This window comes from Paraburkholderia nodosa (assembly GCF_001718195.1).
GTDB classification, from domain to species: domain Bacteria; phylum Pseudomonadota; class Gammaproteobacteria; order Burkholderiales; family Burkholderiaceae; genus Paraburkholderia; species Paraburkholderia nodosa_A.
In genome coordinates this window covers 151,103-169,976 of the sequence record NZ_MCNV01000013.1, presented here as the reverse complement: position 1 = coordinate 169,976, position 18,874 = coordinate 151,103, and the positions used below count along the sequence as shown (strand labels likewise).

Below are 18,874 nucleotides of genomic sequence, written 5' to 3'. Positions count from 1 at the left end.
CCAATGCCGCGACTCGATCCCGTGATGATGGCGACCTTATCGGTCAAGTCGAAAAGCGAAGAGCCCATGCGTACTCCACATAAGAATGGGGTGCCGATGAAGGAGAATCACCGTGCCAATTAGCCCTGTTTGCGTTTCTGCTGAGCGATGAACGCCGAGGCAATCTCGTGATGCTCATCGCTGAGCGTTGCCGCAAGCTGCCGCGCAAGCGTCGTGTCGAGCATCTGCGCGGCACTGCGATGGAGGTGGAGATTCATCAGCTTCTTGGTTTCGCGCAGCGCGTGACGCGGTTGCTTGAGCAGCTTTTCGGCAAGCGCCAACGCTTCGTCCATCAGCTTGCCCGGCTCCACGACGCGGTTGGCGAGTCCGTATTCAACCGCCTGCTGCGCAGTGATGCGATCGCCCGTAAAGATCAGTTCCTTCGCCCGCAGCAGGCTCGTGTAGAGCGGCCACGCTACGGAAATACCATCGCCCACGACTAGACCGATGTTGATATGCGGTTCGGCCAGAAACGATTCCTCGGTCATCAGAACGATGTCGCACAACGTGGCCATCGTCGCGCCCCACCCCACCGCAGGGCCGTTGACCGCTGCGATAATCGGAATCGGTACGTCGATGAAACCGTGTATGGTCTGGCGTGCGTTCTCTTGAACCCGCCGGGCGAACTCGGGGTCGTCGAGCGTCTTGACGAAATGGTTCATGTCTCCGCCTGCGCTGAATGCCCGCCCCGCACCCGTGAGAATGGCCACGCGCGCCTCGGGATCGTCAGCGAGCGCCGCGAATAGCTTTGGATAGCTAAACAACATCTCCGTAGTCGACGCGTTCAGATCGTCGGGCCGGTTGAGCGTGATGATGCGCAGGCCGCCATCTGCCGTGACTTGAATATCGTCTGGAAGGCCGTATAGATTTGTCATGTTTGGCGCCGTAGGGCCAGAGTTGCTGGATGAGCCGGCGCTACCGCGCCCGGGTTACGCGCCTTGTTCGGCGAATCGATTATTTCTGAACTTGCCACGCCATGCTGCCGCGTTGCTTTCGTTCCGCCAGCGCGGCCTTCTCGATGCGCAAGGCATCCTGGAGTGTTGCCAGCGCGCCCTGATCGATCACCTGCTTGACGGTTGCGACGAGGTCGGGACGACGGCTCGCAATCGTCTTCGCAACCGCCTTTGCCCGCTCCATCAACTGATCGTGACCCACCACCTCGTTCACAAGACCAATGCGCAACGCGGTTGCCGCGTCGATCGGCTCGCTCGTCAGGCTGATCTGCTTGGCCCACCTCGGGCCCACGATATAGGGCAGCCGCGCTGTCATGCCGCCGCCTGCGAGCGCGCCGATTTTCGTATGCGTGTCGGCAAAGCGCGCTCGCTCGGACGCAAGGATGAAATCGCATCCCATTGCAAGCTCGAACCCGCCGGTAACGGCGGCGCCGTTCACCGCCGCGATCACCGGCTTGGTGATGTGCGGCCACACGTCGATCATTTCTGCGACTTGCGCGCGCGGCGCATTTGGCGCGGAGAAGTCATTGAGGTCGAGCCCCGAGCAAAAGGCCGGATCGGCGCCCGTCACAATCAGCACGCGCAGGCTTTCGTCGGCTTCGAAGCGGCGCAGTGCTTCGACCAGCGCTTCGGTCAACGCAAGGTTCAGCGCATTGCGCGCCTCGGGCCGGTTCAGTGTAAGCGTGAGAACGGCGTCCTCACGCGTCGTGCCGAGCAGATCGGTTCTTGTTGCGTCCATGGCAGTGCCTCGATAAGGTTCAAGCCGTCGCCGCCAATGCCTCGTGTTGAATCTGGCACGCGTAGCGATTCAGGTGATAGTCCATGTTGCCGAACAACGCGTCGAGCACGAGATGGCGGCGATAGTGATGACCTACCTTGTATTCGTTCGTGATGCCATAACCGCCGTGCAACTGAATGCCTTGCTGCGTGACGAACTTCGCACTGCGCGTGGTCTGCGCCTTGCAGCCTGAGATCTCCACGCTTCGCTTCGTGCTGTCCTCGCTGAGCGCAAGCAATGCACGGTGCAGTGTTGCGCGCGCCTGCATGGCATCGATCGCCATGTCGGCCATACGGTGTTGCAGCGCCTGGAAGCTGCCAATAGGAACGCCGAACTGCTTGCGTGTTTTCAGGTAGTCCGAAGCGAGTTCAATGGCGTCTTCCATATCGCCCACCAGTTCCGCGCAAATCGCAACGATGGCTTCGTCAACTGCGGCCTGTAGTCCTTCGTAAGCGCGCCCTGGCTCGCCGACGACATCGGCATCTGCCACGATCACGCCATCGAGCAGCAGATCGGCCGACGGCGTGCCGTCGAGCAGCGCGCACGTCTTGAGCGTCACGCCCGCCTGCTTCGGATCGACGAGAAAAATACCGATGCCGTCCTTGTCACCGGCCGCACCCGCGGTGCGAGCGACGACAAGCAGCCGGTCGGCAACGGGTGCACCTACCACGAGCGTTTTGTAGCCGTCCAGGCGCCAGGCGCCGTCTGCCGTCTTCTGCGCCGTGGCCGTGACGTAGTGCACCTGGCCTCGCGCCTCGCGCTCGCTGTGCGCGACCGCATAAACGGCTTCGCCGGAGACGATTTCCCCGAGCATGGTTTCGCGCTGTCCTTCGCGCCCGCAGCGCGTGACGAGCGAGGCCGGAAAAACGCCACACATCACGTAGGGTTCGAGCACCAGTGCGCGCCCGATCTGCTCGGCCACGATGGCGCTCTCCACCGGCGAGAAACCGAGCCCGCCCATTTCCTCCGGCACCGCGATGCCAAGCCAACCCATTTCTGCGAGCACGCGCCATGTCTCACGCGAGAAACCGCCGCGTTGCGAAGCCAGATTGCTGCGATGTTCGAACGTATAGCTCTTTTGCACGAAGCGCTGCGCGCTTTCCTGCAGCATCCGCTGTTCGTCGCTCAACTCGAAGTCCATGCTGCACCCTCTATCTACCGGCAATTGATGCGATCACCCGTAACGGGGATCGACGGCTGTTCCTGGATCGACGCAGGCGTCACAGGTCGAACATCGCCTTCGCGATGATGTTGCGCTGGATTTCGGCCGTGCCGCCGTAGATCGTGCACGCGCGCCGGTAGAAAACCTCGGCGGCGAGGCCCGGCGCGTATTCGGGCCCGATAAACGACGCGTCGCGCAGTGCATGTTCCTCGTTCGGATCGGGGTAGAACACGGCGCCGTAGTCGCCAATCACCTCCAGCAACATTTCCGTGAGCTTCTGGTGAAGTTCCGAGCCTCGCACCTTGAGCATGGACCCGATTGCCATGCCGCCGCTACGCTCGTCGATCCCTTGATGCAGAATCTTCTGCACCGCCATATCGATCGCCCGAACCTCCAGTTCATGCTGCGCGAGACGCGAGGCAAACGTGGGGTCCTGGATCAATGGCCTGCCCGCCACGCGCTCGCGCGACGCGTAGTGCCGGATCTTGCGCAGATAACGCTTGAGCGCCGGTGCTTCGGCGCCGAGGAACGCACGTTCGTTAAAGAGCAGAAACTTCGTATATCCCCAGCCTTTGTTCACTTCGCCGATCAGGTTTTCGGCGGGCACGCGCACGTTGTCGTAAAACACTTCGGCCAGGTGATGACAACCGTCGAGCGACCCGATGGGCCGCACTGTGACACCCGGCGTCGCCATGTCGAGCAGGAGGAATGAAATGCCCTTCTGCGGCTTCGCTTCGCTGTCCGTTCGTACCAGCACGAAGTTCCATTGGCCATAGGCGCCAAAGCTCGTCCAGATCTTTTGTCCGTTGACGATGTAGTGGTCTCCATCGCGAACCGCCGTCGTGCGCAGCGACGCGAGATCGGAGCCCGAACCCGGCTCCGAAAAGCCCTGCACCCAGAACACTTCGCCGCGCTGAATCGGTGGAAGAAAGCAGCGCTTCTGCTCTTCGTTTCCGAACTCGCAAATCACGGGTCCGACGAGCGATACACCCGCCTGATTCTGCGTTGGAGCGCCCGCCAGATAGCACTCTTCCTCGAAGATGTAGCGCTGCATCGCGGTCCAGCCCGTGCCGCCATCGGCGACGGGCCAATGCGGCACCGACCATCCGCGTGTTTCATGCAGAATGCGGGTCCAGCGCTGCGAATCGTCGTCGCCTGCGAGGAAGCCCTGCTGGCCGCGAAACGCCATATCCGCCGGCAGGTGCGCTTTGAGAAAAGCCCGCACTTCTTCGCGGAACGCAATGTCGGCGGGGTCTACGCGAAAGTCCATATTCTTTAGCTTCCAGCGTTTTCGATACGTTGAACAGGATCTGCTTCGGCAGCGCCGGCATTGCCGACCAGCGTGCGCGGCGTGGGCGGCATGCGATAAAGCTCCTCTACGACGCCGCGACGCCGCTCGAGCACGTTGCGCTGGCTAATCGCGCTCTTCGCGCTCAATTCACCGCTGTCGAGCGTGGGCTGCTCGCTTTCGAGCACAATGCGCGTGATACGGGCAGAACTGCCGCCGGGCCGCGCAGCGAGTTTGTCGATGCCCTTCTGGAAGAACGCCAGCACACCACGGCTGTTGACGATCTGATCGACGCTCGGCGTGAGTTCGTGAAGGTCGTCGCACAGCGCACGGCACGCTTCGATGTCGGGGAATACGAGCGCAGTCAGGTAATCGCGGTCGTGCCCCGCAATGACAATGTCGCGCGCATACGGGCCGAAAATGTTCAACGCGTGCAGACGCAACTCGGCGACGTTGACCCACGTGCCGGTGGACAGTTTAAAATTTTCCGCAATGCGGCCATCGAAGCGCAGGCCGAGTTCGATACGCTGCGGGTCGATGAACGTTGCGGCGTCACCGGAGCGGAAATAGCCCTCCTCGTCGAACGAGGCGGCGGTGCGCTCGGGATCTTTCCAGTACCCGGGCGTGACACAGTCGCCAAGGAAGCGGATTTCCAGCTTTGCGCCAACCGGCGCCACCTTCACTTTGACGCCGGGCACGGGCAATCCCGCGATCGCCTCGCGCCGCGGATCCCAGGCTGCCGACATCGGCGTGGGGCCCGCTTCCGTGCCACCGATGCCCGACATGATGAGCACGCGCTGGCCTATCGTGCGTACGGCGAGTTCGTCGAGTTCGGCCCAGATGTACTCCGGCAGACTTGCGCCGCCGTAGTAGATCAGCGCGAGCTTGCTGAAGAATTTCTCGCGCAATGCCTTGTCGGCCTGAAGATGCGGAATGAGCGAGGCCAACCCTTGGGGCGTATTGAGGTAGACCACCGGCGCGATTTCACGCAACGCCTGCACAGTCGGGCCAATTTCCTCCGGCGTTGGCTTGCCGGGGTCCAGGTAGTACGTGCCCCCGCCGTACAGCACCATGCCGAAGTTATGTGTGCCGCCGAAGGTGTGATGCCACGGCAGCCAGTCAACGAGATCCGGCGGGCCGTCCTGAAGAAACGCGAACACCTGCGCGACCTGCTGGCGATTGCTGCACAACATGCGCTGCGGGTAGATCACACCCTTCGGTGCGCCCGTCGTACCCGAGGTGAACATGATCTTGCCCACCGTGTCCGGGCCCACTGCGTTGAACGCCTTTTCGACATCGGCGGTAACCGGCGTCTTCAGCCACTCCGCGACACGCGAACCGGCCCGGCCCTCCGGCAACGGGCCGACGACGACGCACTCCACGTCACCGAATACCTCGCGCAATGCGCGGCCATACTGCGCGCCGTCGTCCGCGAACACGAGCCCAGGTGTGCACACGGCCGCCAGTTGCTTGAGCTTCGAAAAGTCCTGCGATAAAAGCGAGTACGCGGGCGTGACCGGAATATAGGGAATGCCGACGTGCAATGCGGCAAGCGCAAAGAGCGCATGCTCGAAGCTTCGATCCGAAAGAATCATCAACGGACGCGACTGGGACAAACCGCGATCGAGCAGCGCCTGCCCCAGCGCACGCGCATCGTCGAACGCCTGCTTATAGGTGAGGGACTCCCAGGACTTGCCGTCCGGCGTGCGGCGCGCGAGCAGCGCGCGCTCGGGCGTAACACTCGCCCAGTGTTCGAGCCGCTCCGTCAAGCGGACGGGATACGGTTCGAGCGGTTCCTTCAGTGCGTACACCACGCTGCCATCGGGTCTGCGCTCGACAATCGCTTCCATGCTGCCAAGGCGAATCGGGCGAAACGGTACATCCATGAGGGCATCGTGCGAAGCCGTACCTGCATCCATCTGAATCGTCCTGTTGTTATCTGGCAGGCCATGTCCTGAGAGCGTTCGCATCATCTTCCAGCAGACGCAATTCTTGCAGCTCCATAGCAACCAATAATTGAACGTTGATCATCATGTTGAACTAGCATAACGCGAAATCGAACGGACGTCTATCCGGTTGTCACCCGCAAGGAAGGTCAGATGCGCAACTCGCATCTGACGCGAATACGCGTCGAAATGCGCGGCTCGATTGCATCCTTGCGCACTGCACAATAACGTGGACATGAAACAAGAAATGCGCTACTTTATGAATGTCATTCATATTGTTAAACGCGATGCGCAGGTCGTAGCCGAGCGCCGGATCAAGGAGCCATCATGTCGGATGAGGTTGTCGTCACCGCTGCCGTTCGCACGGCGATTGGAGATTTTGGTGGTGCCCTGGCGAGCGTTCCGCCTACGCAACTTGGCGCGACGGTCGTTCGCGCGCTGCTCGACCGCACGAATCTGCCGGGCGACGATGTCGGCCACGTGGTGTTCGGCAATGTGATCCATACGGAGCCTCGCGACATGTACCTCGCGCGCGTGGCGGCGCTCGAGGGCGGCGTGAGTGCGGACGCCCCGGCGCTGACACTCAACAGGCTGTGCGGCTCCGGCCTCCAGGCCATCATTTCCGCCGCCCAGGCCATCGCGCTCGGCGAGACCGAAATCGCCATCGGCGCAGGCGCGGAAAGCATGTCGCGCGCAGCGTACGTTGCCACTAGCGCGCGTTGGGGCTCACGCATGGGCGACATCCGCCTGATCGACATGATGGCCGGCGCGTTGACGGACCCGTTCAGCGCTTGCCATATGGGCGTGACGGCGGAGAACGTCGCGAAGAAGTACGGCGTTTCGCGCGACGACCAGGACCAGCTCGCCGTCGAGTCGCACCGGCGCGCCGCACGAGCCATACATGATGGCCACTTCCGCGAGCAAATCGTGCCTGTAGCACTCCGCACGAAAAAGGGCGACAGCGTGTTCGATACGGATGAGCATGTACGGCCCGGCACGACCGCCGCGGATCTCGCCAAGTTGCGTCCCGCATTCCAGAAGGACGGGACCGTGACGCCCGGCAACGCGTCTGGCCTCAACGACGGCGCTGCGGGAGTCCTGCTGATGGCGCGCCGCGCTGCCGAGCAACGCGGCCTTCGTCCACTCGCGCGGCTCGTGTCCTGGGCTCACGCAGGCGTCGATCCTCAATACATGGGCATTGGCCCGGTGCCTGCAACACGCAAGGCATTGCAACGCGCGGGCTTGACCGTGGCGGATCTCGACGTGATCGAAGCGAACGAAGCATTCGCCGCGCAGGCTTGCGCCGTCGCGAAGGAGCTGGAATTCGACAGCGCCCGGGTCAATCCAAACGGCTCGGGCATCTCGCTCGGCCATCCGATCGGCGCGACCGGCGCCGTCATTGCGGTGAAAGCGATTCACGAGCTGCACCGCTGCGGCGGCCGCTATGCGCTCGTCACGATGTGCATCGGCGGCGGCCAGGGCATCGCAGCAGTCTTCGAACGCATTTAGCGCTACACGCAAGCGGCTATTCATTGAATCAGAGGGAGTGACGTGGTACGCCCCGAACAGCTGCTCGACGCGCAGCGCCAACCCGTTTCACCGCGCCCGGCGGCAACGATGCTGTTGCTGCGCGACGCTCAATACAAAGGTGCGCCGGCCATTGAAGTGCTGATGACGCGGCGCTCGGCGCAAGCGAGCTTCGCACCGGGCGCCTTTGTCTTCCCTGGTGGCGCGATCGATCCGTCCGATGCACGCATCGCCGCGTGCGCGTCACGACGCGGCACGCAAGACGAAGCGCAGGCAGTTCAGGCTGTGGCCGCCATACGCGAGACATTCGAGGAGCTAGGCGTGTTGCTCGCGCGGCGAAGCGATGGCGCGTTCGTCGACGACAGCGATATGGCGACGCTCGACCGAAGCGCGGCGATCGGGGAACATTGCGCGCAGCGAAGCCTCACGCTCGCCGCCGACTGCATTTATCCGCTTGCGCATTGGATCACCGACCGCGACCTGCCTCGGCGCTTCGACGTGCAGTTTTTCGTGGCGCGCATGCCTGCCGGACAAACCGCTGTCGCGGATGGCGCCGAGCAATTCGAACCGGTGTGGGTCAATCCCTCCGACGCCCTCGCGCGCCACGCTGCGGGCGACTTCGCCATGATCTTCCCAACCGTGCGCACGCTCGAACGCCTTCGTTCGTTCGACTCGGTCGAAGCGTTGCTTGCGGCATGCGCCGGTGAAAAACCGCTGTGGAGCAGTTGTCCGCGCGGTGGCCTGAAAGCCGGCAACGTCGTGCGTTGCATGGAAGGCGACGCGCCGTACGGGGAGCTTCGCCTCGTGTGCCCTGACGGCCAGGTACTTCACGCGCTCGACTGGCGATCAACCGAGGCCGTCCCGCTGCTGAAAAACGTGATGCGGCTGACCGTCGCGAACGGCGGCATGATGACGGGACCCGGCACGAATAGCTATATCGTCGGCACAGCGGCAACCGGCTTCATCGTGATCGATCCGGGGCCTGACGATCGGGCGCACCTCCAGCGCATTCTCGCCGCAACGGGTGGCGACATACGCATGATCGTCTGCACGCACTCGCACGCGGACCACGCGCCCGGCGCGCGGCCACTGCAAGCCATGTGCGCGAACAAGCCAGCGATCCTCGGCCTGCCGTCCGGGTCCTTTGCGAGGGCGAGCAGCCATTTCGTACCGGACCGCGAACTGCGCGACGGTGAATGGCTCGCGCTTGCCTGTGACGGCGAGACACATCGATTGCTTGTCGTTCCGACACCGGGGCACGCGAGCAACCACGTGTGCCTCGTCCTCGTCGAGGACGGATTGCTATTCAGCGGAGACCACATCCTGAATGGAAGCACGACCATCATCGATCCGCCCGACGGCAACATGACTGCGTACCTCGCGTCGCTGGACCGGCTGGACGCGATCTGCGCCGAACATGAGATCGACTTCATTCTGCCTGCACACGGCTACGTGCTCGACCGAGCGCGTGAGCAGATCGCGCGCCTCAAGGCGCACCGCATGGCGCGGGAAGCAAAGATCGCGCAGGCAGTGAAGACACTGCCGAACGGCTCGATCGATGACTGGCTACGCCATGCTTACGACGACGTACCGGCAAAGCTCTGGCCAGCCGCGGCCCGCTCGCTGCTTGCTCATCTCGAACGGTTAGACGAACAAGCCCCGCGTTGCTGAATGCAAACTGCCTGCGCGCGCCCGTTTTCAATCCGGGCACGGGCAGACGATTCGAAAGGCGCCTTAGCGCACGCTCAGTTATCTTCTGCAAATGCGGCCAGCCGGCCGTGAATGAGTGCGCGCGCCTCAGCAACCATCCGGCTCACGAGTTCCGCGCAGGTGGGAATATCCTCGATCAGCCCGATCGCGAGACCGGCAGGGAACGTCCCATCTTCCGTATCCCCCGTTTCGTACATACGCTTTCCGCGCTCGCCACTCACGAGTGGTTTGAGATCCGCGAACGTCGCGCCTTCCTTGTATTCGAGTTCCAGCACCTTCTCCGCAACTGAATTTCTGAAAATGCGCGAGGTGTTCTTCAGCGTGCGGAAAATCAGCGCCGTGTTGCGCTCGTCGTTCTCGACCAGCCTGCGCTTGACGTTCTCATGAATCGGCGCTTCCTGCGTGGCCATGAATCGCGTGCCCATGTTGATGCCGTCCGCACCGAGCGCGAGTGCGGCGACCATGCCGCGCGCGTCGGCAATACCGCCCGATGCCAGCATCGGAATACGCAGCTTCGCGGCGACCGCGGGCAACAGAATGAGGTTGGGCACGTCGTCTTCGCCTGGGTGGCCGGCACATTCGAAGCCGTCCACGCTCACGGCGTCACACCCCAATGCCTCTGCTTTCAGCGCGTGCCGCACGGAGGTGCATTTGTGGATGACCTTGATTCCCGCAGCCTTGAACGCCGGCATGTGCGGCTCGGGATTACGCCCCGCCGTCTCGACCACCTTCACGCCGTTCTCCACGATCGCTTGCACGTACTCATCGTACGGAACCGGTTTGATCGTCGGCAGAATCGTCAGGTTCACCGCGAACGGCTGGTCCGTCATCGATCGAACGCGGCCAATCTCGTTGCTCAGCGCCTCCGGCGTGGGTTGCGTGAGCGCGGTGATGGTGCCGAGCGCACCGGCGTTCGAGACGGCAGCGGCCAGTTCCGCGCGGCCCACCCACATCATGCCGCCTTGAACGATGGGATATCGAATCCCAAGCAACTCTGTAATGCGCGTTTTCATGTACTGATCCTGTGATGTAAGTGCAACCTGCTTCTGCAGCGCGCGGCACGTCGAGCGAGGTACACGCGTTTGTATTTACGAACACCGTGCAATTATATACACTTTATTCACGTTGCCGATACGGGTGCGCAGCACACGCGCACGCGCGTCGGATTGCACGAGGCATGAATGATCAGGAGAGTTGATGAACACGCGAGACAAAGAAATTGGCACTGAGGTAGCGTCGGTTCGCCCGACGCGAGATCAGGCGGAAGAAGCCGTGCGAACGCTTATCCGATGGGCGGGCGACGACCCCCAAAGAGAAGGTCTCACTCAAACACCCGCACGCGTCGCGCGCGCGTATCGCGAGTTCTTCTCCGGATACGAATCCGATCCGATGCAGATTCTTGCTACGACGTTCTCCGAAGTGGATGGCTACGACGAGATGGTGGTGCTAAAAGACATCCGCTTCGAAAGCTATTGCGAGCACCATATGGTGCCCATTATCGGGCGCGCACACGTTGCTTACCTGCCCGAGCATCGTGTGGTCGGCATCTCCAAGCTTGCTCGCCTCGTCGACGTGTATGCCAAGCGTCTGCAGATTCAGGAGAAGATGACCGTTCAAATCGCCGATGCGTTGAACACGGTGTTACAGCCCAAGGGAGTTGCCGTGATCCTCGAAGCCGCGCATCAGTGCATGAGCACGCGCGGCGTGCATAAACCCGGCGCTTCGCTGGTGACGAGCCGGATGCTGGGTGCGTTTCGCGACGATCCCTCAACGCGCCGTGAGTTTCTGTCGATCGTAGGCCACAGCACGAACATGCCGCTGCCCCATAGCTAAAAAGCCAACGTCGGCTCCACGCCGACGTTGGCTTGCATGAGATGCTGGTTATTCGTGACGAGCTTCGCGCGACGCTTACGCAAGCCCCTAAACCTCGCTGGGCTGACGTGTCGTGAGAGGCCGCTCGTAAGAAACGTCTTCGCGATTTCTCGAACTCACGCCATTGCTCATCAAGATTGCGCGCCAGGCAGCAGGCACTACGGCAGGCGTGAGCTCGTTGATCGCCTCCGAGATACAGACGCGGGCGGCAATCGCCCACACGCCATTGCGCTTTTCGAAGCGGTCGATATAGCGCCCCACCGCAAGCGTGTCCGGCTTGACGCGATTCTCGCCGAAGAAAAGCCAGTACGTTTCCCCGTGCGCTTCGTTGCCCTGCAGCTCGACACTGTGATTGAAAACCATGTGGTGGTGCGAGAGCTGATGCTCGGCATGGTACGCAAAGGCCCAATCTACGAATTCCTTTGCATTACCAACGAATGCGCCGTGGTCATCGATCCCGTCCGGATGGTACGCTGACAGCGTCAACTCACGGTCCATGCGGTCGACCCCGCGGCAATAGCGGTGCACGCATTCGAGTATGGCCTGTTTGTCCAACAGCGCTTCCACGCGTGCGCTCAGCACTTCGTTCATGGTTTCTACCGTTAGTAAGTCATAGCGACGAAAAAGACCACCGCGCCGATCACCGCGCCAATGAAGCAATACCCTTCACCTGTCGACAAATCGGTTTCCTCTTCCTGCGCGCGACTCGCAATCGCACACCCAACGAGGCCCGCGAATGCCGTTGCACCGAGCACGGCAATCGTCATCACAACGTCGAACAGCGCCGAACGGCCCAACTCTTCCATGCGCAAGTCGCGTTGCAGCAGCCAGATCGCCGCTGCCGAAATCGACAAGAGGATAAGCGGGAGCCATACCTTGCGCGCCTCTCGAGCGCGCTCGCCAGGCATCGTTTTCATCGTGCCGCCCCCTCCATGCGCAGCTTGCCGAAGATACGGTGCGCCATCGCACCTAGCGCACGCGCCGCCCAATTCGATTGTTTTGCACGATCCGATTCGTCCGACGAGGGAGGATGGCTGCCAGCAGGCTGGCGCCGATGGTGGAACGTGTAGTCCGCGAGAGGGCCACGTAAATCGCTGTCGAGCAGGTACATCGCATGTCTCCGATCAGGCTTGTGCCACGCGGGCGCATTCGCGGCGCCTCTATGTCGACATCGTAGGTGACGAAGTTCCGTTATGCAACAACTCGTTCAATTAACTGTGTCGGTGTTTTCACCAGCCGCCAGGGCGTAGCGTGCAGCGTATGCGCGAGCGCAAGCTACGCACACGGTCAATTGTGCGCAACGGATCGTATGCAATTTGGGCAAAGCAAAAGGCAGCCCAGGCCGCATCGCCGATGCGGCCTCGCAACGCGAAAAACGGGCCGCCGAGGGGCGATCAGGAAACCTGGAAACCGCCGTCGACAGCCAGGAGCTGGCCGGTGACATAGTCCGATGCCGGCGAGGCAAAGAACAGCACGGCGCGCGCGATATCGGAGGCGACGCCAATGCGGCCCAGGGGCATACGGCCGGGCTGCGTAATCGGGCCGCTTGCCTGATGGACCTTGGTCGATGCAGCTGCGCCCTCGGTCGCCACGCCGCCGGGCAACACTGCGTTCACACGAATTGCGTCTGCTGCAAATTCGAGAGCTGCCACTTTGGTGAGGTTATTGACGCCCGCCTTCGATGCGCCGTAATCGCCGTTGTCGAAGATTACGGGCTGCAGCGAAGCCACCGACGAGATATTGATGATGGAACCGCCGCGCTTGGCCGCTTGCATGCGCTTGATCGCTTCGCGCATGCAAAGGAAGGTGCCGCGCAGGTTCACGCCGAGAACCTTGTCCCACTTCTCGGCCGACGTTTCGAGGAATTGCGTCTTCGGATAGATACCCGCATTGTTGACGAGAATGTCGAGACGCCCGAGCTTTGCCTGAACGGTTTCGTACATCGCAAGAATCGAAGATTCATTGCCGATGTCCACCTTGACGGCGATCGCCTTACCTGAAGCGCTTTCGATTTGTTTGACCGTTTCCTGCGCCGCTTCCTCGTTCAGGTCCGCCGCGACCACAGCGGCGCCGGCCGACGCCAGCAACAGCGCCGTCTCGCGGCCGATACCCGAACCTGCCCCTGTCACCACCGCCACTTTCTGATCGAGACTGAAAAGACTCGCCACATTCGTGCTCACTGCTCCTCCTTTGGCTCGCCATGCGAGCGGGTTGTTTTGTGAACGTCATTCGCAAAGATAAACACCCCATCGTGGGGTGTCAAGGTGAACGCAGAAACGAATGGCGCGAGGAGCAGCGAGAATGAATCGGTTCAACGGCGCGGCTGCGCGCGTCACACCGGAGTCGGCGACGCGATCTCGCGCATGATGTCGAGCATCGCGCGGTGCCAGGGCTTGTGGGGTCTATCCGCCCACACCAGCGACACTTCCGTTTCGCCAGATGCCGGGACATCTTCTATATCGACGTAAGCAACGCCTTCCACAGGCAAGTATCGCGCCGAGTCCAGCATCAAACCGACACCCAGCTCGTGAGCGACGAGGTTGAGCATCGTATAGGGGTGGCGAGCCTGCTGGGTCACTCGCGGCGACAAGCCCTCCTCGCGCCGTGCTGCTTCGAACGCGGCGAACAGCGGTTGCGACATCTGCTGAGGGAACATGATGAGGGGATATCGAGCGAGATCCGCGATGCGAATCGAACGCTGCGTCGCGACCGGCCATTTAGCGGGAACCGCAGCCACCACGCGCAGGCGCTCGATCACCACGCTTTCCAGACCCGAGACGTCCGCCGCGCTGGTTACGACCACGCCCAGGTCGATGCTGCCGTTTTTCACGCTCGCGACAGTCAGGGCACTACCACGCTCGATCAACCGGACATCGACACCCGGCCATTGCTTGCGCAGCCCCTGAATGGCGAGCGGCATGATGCGTAGGGCGCACATCGGCACGAACGCCACGCTCAAGCTCGCCAGTTCATCGGCTGCCTGACGCACCCGCCGCTCGGCCAATTCCGCCTGCGCGATGAGCGGCTTGGCTTCCGCGAGCAAGGCGGATCCCGCGGGCGTGAGGGTCACACCGCGCGGCGTGCGTTCGAGCAGCTTGATGCCAAGCTGTTCCTCCAGCCGCATGATCGACTGGCTGAGCGGCGGCTGAGCCATGCCAAGGCGTGCAGCCGCACGCCCGAAGTGCTGGGTCTCCGCAACCGCTACAAAGTGCCTGAGATGCCGCAATTCCATGGCTTGATATGACTTCGATATCGAGGGTGCCGCCAGCATATCGCCTTTGTCCTATTGCGGTGCACTGCGGATGAACCCTGGTCACATTGTTGAACGCAGGTGGTATCGGGTGCATACGGACTTGACGTAGACCTGCGTTAAACATACATTTTTGAATATCGTTCTAAATTATGAATAAAACGAGCCGCCCGGATGAACTGGAAGAGGCATGGGGCAAGAGAACATTTCGAAGCGTGAATACGAACTGCAAGACGGTTCGTTGGTCCGGCCTCCTCGAGGCGCCGAAAGCTTCGCGCCCGCGCGCGTGGCCCCATCTCCATCCACACGCGTTGCGCCACCCTGGCAGCCTTCACGGCGCGGTCGATATCGCTCACGCTGCCGAGGGGCACGACGGCTTGAGGCCGCCCTGTTGAAGGGTTGACATGTTCGACGCTGGCTGCGCCGTCAGCTTCGACGAATGCACCGCCGATATAGAGGCGCCCGGGGACGTCGAGCGGGCGCCGGTGCGATTGGGAAAGTGCCGTGTGCCGTTCCATTGTGCGTTTGACTGCTACAGGCAGGAGACGCGTGCAGGAACCGGCGCCGGTCACGCGCCGTCGAGGTCAGTCGTGTCGTCTCCTGAGCATTTTCGTGGTCGGCCTGGCGCGCGCAGCGCGGGCCGCCTCTGATAAATTCGATTCTAGCGTCGGCTCAGGCTCTACACTGCTTACTAAACGGAACATTTAGAGTGACTTTTTTTCATTAATCGACGATGCCAGAAATCCGGAATCTGCAGCCTTTCGTTCAGGCCGTCCGTTGCGGCAGCTTCATCGCGGCGGCAACCCGCCTACAGGTCACGCCGCCTGCCATCAGCAAGAGTATCGCGGCGCTGGAGCGTGAACTCGGCGTGCGCCTTTTCAACCGGACCACACGCAAGTTGAGCCTCACGAGCGAGGGGCGGCAGTTCTATCTACGGGTGGCGCCGTTGTTGAATCAGCTCGACGAAGCCGTCGCCGATGTGCGGCGCAGTCCCGAGCATCCGGAGGGCATGATCAAGGTATCCGTCACGCCGACGTTCGGGAGGCATTGCCTGACTCCGGTGATCGCGGAATTTCTGCAACGCTATCCGCTCGTCGAAATCGATATCAGCTATGACGAAATTGCGCCAAGCCTCGTCAACGACGGCGTCGACGTCAGTATTCAGCACGCGCGGGGACGCGGAACCAATCATGTCTGCCGTCCGCTGTGCGACTACCCCATCGTACTGGTCGCGAGCCCGGGCTATCTGGAACGCAAGAGCGTTCCTCAAACACCGGAGGAACTGGCGGAACACGAATTCGTCGGCATCCGTATGCCGTTCGGACTCGCCGCGCTTCATCTCGAACGCATGCCAGGAAGTACGCGAAAGCGCGGCGCCCGGAAGGACAGGACATTCGTCCACCATCCCCGCGGGCGTCTAACCGTGGCAGGCCAACCGGACACCGGCCTCGTCGCAGCGCTCAGTGGCGCAGGGATCACGCCGTCTTCCGTGCCCGTGGTGCTACCGTATCTGCGTAGCGGGGCACTCAAGATCGTGCTTCCCGAATACCGGGTGCGCGGCGACGAGGCTGATGGCACGGGGCCGCGCATTTACGTGCACTACCCCCACCGCCAGTATCTGCCCGCGAAAGTCAGGGTTTTTGTGGATTACCTGCTCGAACGGTTTCGTTCGACCGATACCGGCAAAGCGGAACTCGACACCTTTGCCGCCTGAATGCCGGGCAGCTTCATTCTTCATTCGTGGGCGGCACCGCGCCGTCGATACGCGGAAGGACTCATCGCAACGTATTTGTGGAAGATGTTGCGAAACGCGCGCACATCTGAATAGCCCACCATGACGGCGATCTGCTCGATTGAGACCTGAGTGTTGCGCAGCATGCGCTTTGCTGCCTCGATTCGCAATGAGCTTGCATAAGCCCGCGGCGTCATGCCGAGGCTTCGTGTGAAGCGGCGCAGCAACGTAGCGTGACTGACGGCCAGCACGTCCGCCAGTTCGCTGATCCTGAAGTCCTGGGCGAAACGCTGTGCGAGCCAGAACTGCGCGCTGCTTACGAGCGGATCGTCGCTCGACAGGCGGCCTTCCTCGCGCTCGCCATCCGTGCCTGTCGTCGAGGCGAGCCATTGAGCGGTATGCGATGAAATCGCACGATCGACGAGGCGCGCCACGAGTTGCCATTCGCTTGCCGGCACGCTGCAGGTGTGCGCACCTGCGTGCTCCGCGATCGTGGCGCCTGTGTCCACGCGCACCTTGGGATAGCGCGAGCGCAGCACGCCCCTGAGCACGCGCGGGACAGCCGCAGGGCCACCGTCGAGAAGGCCTGCCTGAGCGAGCAGCAATACCCCTGTGCCGCTTGCGGCCAGTACCGCGCCCCGGGAACGTTGCCAACGCAGCCACTCCGTCACCGGCTGTGCGTGGTCGAGCAGCGTAACGAGCGCCTCTTCGCTGGCCACCGCAAAGGCCGGGACGTAGACGATGCTGTACTCGGCGTCGCCCAGCAAGTCGCCGTCACCATCCATCTTCCGGCCGCCGGCGAACTCCAGACCGCCCGCGGTGGCGCTCAACAGTCGCACCTGCGTCTTCATCGTGTGGCGGTATGGCGGCGCGAACTGCGTAAATACATGTCGCGCAATAAGCGCGAATCCATCCACCAGCGCGCCTACGCTCGACAGATAGGTGCCCGGCAGCACGAGCGCGGCAACGTCTTTCACTGGCTCAGTCGGCGTGGCGGGCCTGCGAATTTCGATCCCCTTATATGCAGAATTTGATCCTCTTTCGCGGCGATCTTAGCACGCATCATCGTCACCATTGTCAGCAAAAAGAATGGCGGGAAGAGCGGAGCCGCTACCCGCCACCCATAGCCGCGCCGCTGCGGTAAAACAGGAGACGCAAATGAAGAGCCTGGAAGAGAAACACGCCTATGGTTTAAAGGTATTCGGCGAAATCATGGGTGAGGAAAAGGCAGCCGGCCTGCGGGCCGCAAGCGAGTCCAACGGCTTCGGCGCCGATATTTCACGCCTTGCCGTCAATTACGCATTCGCGGACGTATGGGGCGACGACAAGCTCGAGCGCAAACAGCGCAGCCTCGTGACGCTCGGCATCCTGATTGCCAACCGCCAGACGCTCGAACTGAAAAACCACGTCCGCATTGCAGTACGCAACGGTCTGAGCGCACGCGAACTGGAAGGCGTGCTTATCCAGGCGCTGCCGTATGCAGGCTTCCCGGCTGTCGCCTCTGCCACCACGGCCGTACTCGAGACGCTGCGGGAACTGGGTATCGACACTACCACCCGCACTTCGGAAGAACGCGGATTGCTGTGAGACGTCGGCAAAGCGCCCCTGCGACCAGAGGAGACAATTTGTGAGCACACCAATCGTGGATATCGTGCCGACGATGCGCGAGTTCAACGTTTCGAACGATCTGCTAGGCGATCACGCCGCGCTGCAAAAACGCTGGGACGAAGACGGCTACCTGTTCTTCCGCGACGTACTGGACCACGAGCCGCTCGAACGCATGCGCGCGCTGCTCGTTGACCACCTCGATCGCAACGGTTTCGTAGACCGTAACGATCGGGACGTGCGATGGACCGGCAAGGAGCGCGAAAATTTCAGCTTCTTTCCCGTGAAGGAAATGAATGAGCAGCGCGCCGCGCGAACCGTGATGGAAGATCCCGCAACGCGCGCATTCTTCCAGCGGCTCTTCGACGTACCGCTTTATTGGGTGCCGTTTACCGAATACCGCACTTCGCCGCCCGCCATCGACAAAAGCCGCACACGCTTCGACTTCATTCACGAAGATGCGATCTACAGCGACCGCCTCGACTTCATCATTTGCTGGATTCCACTCAGCGATATCGATGCGCAAGTCGGTGGGCTGGCCGTTGCGGAAGGGCTGCACAAGCTTCCGTGCCTCCATAAGAAGGACGGCGACAAGATCATTCCCATCGATCTCGCGAGCGTGCCCGAGGACGCATGGCGCCGCACGAACTACCGCCTGGGCGACGTGCTGTTGATGAGCCGGCGCACGCCGCATTCCGGGCTCAGCAATCATTCCGACCGCTTCCGCCTATCGCTCGACACGCGGATCCTGCCGCAAGGCGGCAGTTTCCCGTTCGCACCGCGGCTGCCCTATGTGGGCACGCTGACGTCTATCGCGTCTGACCAGATCGTTGTGCGCGACGCGGATGGCGAGCATGTCTTGCGGCTCGACGAAACGAGCTATTTGCGCGGTTTCCAGGGCAACCGCGTGCGCGGCGACGAGATTGCCGACGTTTATCAGCCGGGCTGCGAAGTGATCGTCGCCCATGAAGGCGGCCTCGTTCAAACGCTGCGGCCGCAGCATTGATCGTCC

Annotated in this window: 19 protein-coding genes; 6 read left to right on the top strand and 13 right to left on the bottom strand. The window is 62.0% G+C overall.

Annotation, left to right across the window (positions count from 1 at the left end):
- Positions 1 to 119: 119 nt before the first annotated feature.
- From BFD71_RS22420 to BFD71_RS22400, 5 genes are all read right to left on the bottom strand, one after another.
- Positions 120 to 914 carry an enoyl-CoA hydratase/isomerase family protein gene (locus BFD71_RS22420; RefSeq protein WP_069266507.1) on the bottom strand — a complete coding sequence of 265 codons (795 nt, stop codon included), beginning with the start codon at positions 912 to 914 and terminating at the stop codon, positions 120 to 122.
- A gap of 79 nt (positions 915 to 993) precedes the next feature.
- Positions 994 to 1,731: an enoyl-CoA hydratase gene (locus tag BFD71_RS22415; RefSeq protein WP_069266506.1), complete on the bottom strand. Its 738-nt coding sequence runs from the start codon at positions 1,729 to 1,731 to the stop codon at positions 994 to 996.
- A 19-nt stretch (positions 1,732 to 1,750) separates the two neighbouring features.
- Positions 1,751 to 2,911, bottom strand: coding sequence for an acyl-CoA dehydrogenase family protein (locus BFD71_RS22410; RefSeq protein WP_069266505.1), 1,161 nt, complete (start codon positions 2,909 to 2,911; stop codon positions 1,751 to 1,753).
- 79 nt (positions 2,912 to 2,990) lie between these two features.
- Positions 2,991 to 4,202, bottom strand: coding sequence for an acyl-CoA dehydrogenase family protein (locus BFD71_RS22405; RefSeq protein ID WP_069266504.1), 1,212 nt, complete (start codon positions 4,200 to 4,202; stop codon positions 2,991 to 2,993).
- A 5-nt stretch (positions 4,203 to 4,207) separates the two neighbouring features.
- Positions 4,208 to 6,139 carry an AMP-binding protein gene (locus tag BFD71_RS22400; protein ID WP_083245400.1) on the bottom strand — a complete coding sequence of 644 codons (1,932 nt, stop codon included), beginning with the start codon at positions 6,137 to 6,139 and terminating at the stop codon, positions 4,208 to 4,210.
- Between the two features lie 354 nt (positions 6,140 to 6,493).
- Between BFD71_RS22400 and bktB the strand changes: the two genes are divergently transcribed.
- On the top strand, positions 6,494 to 7,675 hold the full coding sequence (gene bktB, locus BFD71_RS22395; protein WP_069266503.1) for a beta-ketothiolase BktB: 1,182 nt from the start codon (positions 6,494 to 6,496) through the stop codon (positions 7,673 to 7,675).
- A 42-nt stretch (positions 7,676 to 7,717) separates the two neighbouring features.
- A complete protein-coding gene (locus tag BFD71_RS22390; protein ID WP_069266502.1) occupies positions 7,718 to 9,364 on the top strand; it encodes an MBL fold metallo-hydrolase in 1,647 nt (548 codons plus the stop codon).
- A gap of 74 nt (positions 9,365 to 9,438) precedes the next feature.
- Here BFD71_RS22390 and BFD71_RS22385 read toward each other — a convergent pair whose 3' ends face one another.
- Positions 9,439 to 10,416 (bottom strand): NAD(P)H-dependent flavin oxidoreductase, encoded by a 978-nt coding sequence (locus BFD71_RS22385; RefSeq protein ID WP_069266501.1) that lies wholly within the window; start codon positions 10,414 to 10,416, stop codon positions 9,439 to 9,441.
- A 184-nt stretch (positions 10,417 to 10,600) separates the two neighbouring features.
- Here BFD71_RS22385 and folE point away from each other — a divergent pair, with 184 nt between their 5' ends.
- Entirely contained in the window at positions 10,601 to 11,236 is a 636-nt protein-coding gene (folE, locus tag BFD71_RS22380; protein WP_069266500.1) for a GTP cyclohydrolase I FolE, read from the top strand.
- 87 nt (positions 11,237 to 11,323) lie between these two features.
- Here the strand turns inward: folE and BFD71_RS22375 are convergent, their stop codons facing one another.
- The 6 genes from BFD71_RS22375 to BFD71_RS39295 form a co-directional block, all read right to left on the bottom strand.
- Positions 11,324 to 11,866: a nuclear transport factor 2 family protein gene (locus BFD71_RS22375; RefSeq protein WP_069266499.1), complete on the bottom strand. Its 543-nt coding sequence runs from the start codon at positions 11,864 to 11,866 to the stop codon at positions 11,324 to 11,326.
- Between the two features lie 11 nt (positions 11,867 to 11,877).
- Positions 11,878 to 12,192 carry a hypothetical protein gene (locus BFD71_RS22370; RefSeq protein ID WP_069266498.1) on the bottom strand — a complete coding sequence of 105 codons (315 nt, stop codon included), beginning with the start codon at positions 12,190 to 12,192 and terminating at the stop codon, positions 11,878 to 11,880.
- Positions 12,189 to 12,386: a hypothetical protein gene (locus BFD71_RS39300; protein WP_083245399.1), complete on the bottom strand. Its 198-nt coding sequence runs from the start codon at positions 12,384 to 12,386 to the stop codon at positions 12,189 to 12,191. Before BFD71_RS39300 ends, BFD71_RS22370 begins: the two co-directional genes overlap by 4 nt.
- A gap of 283 nt (positions 12,387 to 12,669) precedes the next feature.
- Positions 12,670 to 13,455, bottom strand: coding sequence for an SDR family NAD(P)-dependent oxidoreductase (locus BFD71_RS22365; protein ID WP_069266497.1), 786 nt, complete (start codon positions 13,453 to 13,455; stop codon positions 12,670 to 12,672).
- Positions 13,456 to 13,607: 152 nt separating this feature from the next.
- Entirely contained in the window at positions 13,608 to 14,507 is a 900-nt protein-coding gene (locus tag BFD71_RS22360) for a LysR family transcriptional regulator (RefSeq protein ID WP_069266496.1), read from the bottom strand.
- A gap of 137 nt (positions 14,508 to 14,644) precedes the next feature.
- Positions 14,645 to 15,043, bottom strand: coding sequence for an aldehyde dehydrogenase family protein (locus BFD71_RS39295; protein ID WP_141710769.1), 399 nt, complete (start codon positions 15,041 to 15,043; stop codon positions 14,645 to 14,647).
- A 215-nt stretch (positions 15,044 to 15,258) separates the two neighbouring features.
- Between BFD71_RS39295 and BFD71_RS22355 the strand changes: the two genes are divergently transcribed.
- Positions 15,259 to 16,239 (top strand): LysR family transcriptional regulator, encoded by a 981-nt coding sequence (locus BFD71_RS22355; RefSeq protein WP_069266495.1) that lies wholly within the window; start codon positions 15,259 to 15,261, stop codon positions 16,237 to 16,239.
- 20 nt (positions 16,240 to 16,259) lie between these two features.
- On the opposite strand, the gene BFD71_RS22350 is transcribed toward BFD71_RS22355, so the two are convergent.
- The gene (locus BFD71_RS22350; protein ID WP_069266494.1) at positions 16,260 to 17,234 is read right to left on the bottom strand and encodes a GlxA family transcriptional regulator; all 975 of its coding nucleotides are present in this window, start codon (positions 17,232 to 17,234) and stop codon (positions 16,260 to 16,262) included.
- Positions 17,235 to 17,415: 181 nt separating this feature from the next.
- Between BFD71_RS22350 and BFD71_RS22345 the strand changes: the two genes are divergently transcribed.
- Together BFD71_RS22345 and BFD71_RS22340 are read left to right on the top strand one after the other, a co-directional pair.
- Positions 17,416 to 17,844, top strand: coding sequence for a carboxymuconolactone decarboxylase family protein (locus BFD71_RS22345; protein WP_069266493.1), 429 nt, complete (start codon positions 17,416 to 17,418; stop codon positions 17,842 to 17,844).
- 40 nt (positions 17,845 to 17,884) lie between these two features.
- On the top strand, positions 17,885 to 18,868 hold the full coding sequence (locus BFD71_RS22340; RefSeq protein ID WP_069266492.1) for a phytanoyl-CoA dioxygenase family protein: 984 nt from the start codon (positions 17,885 to 17,887) through the stop codon (positions 18,866 to 18,868).
- The last annotated feature ends 6 nt before the right edge of the window (positions 18,869 to 18,874 follow it).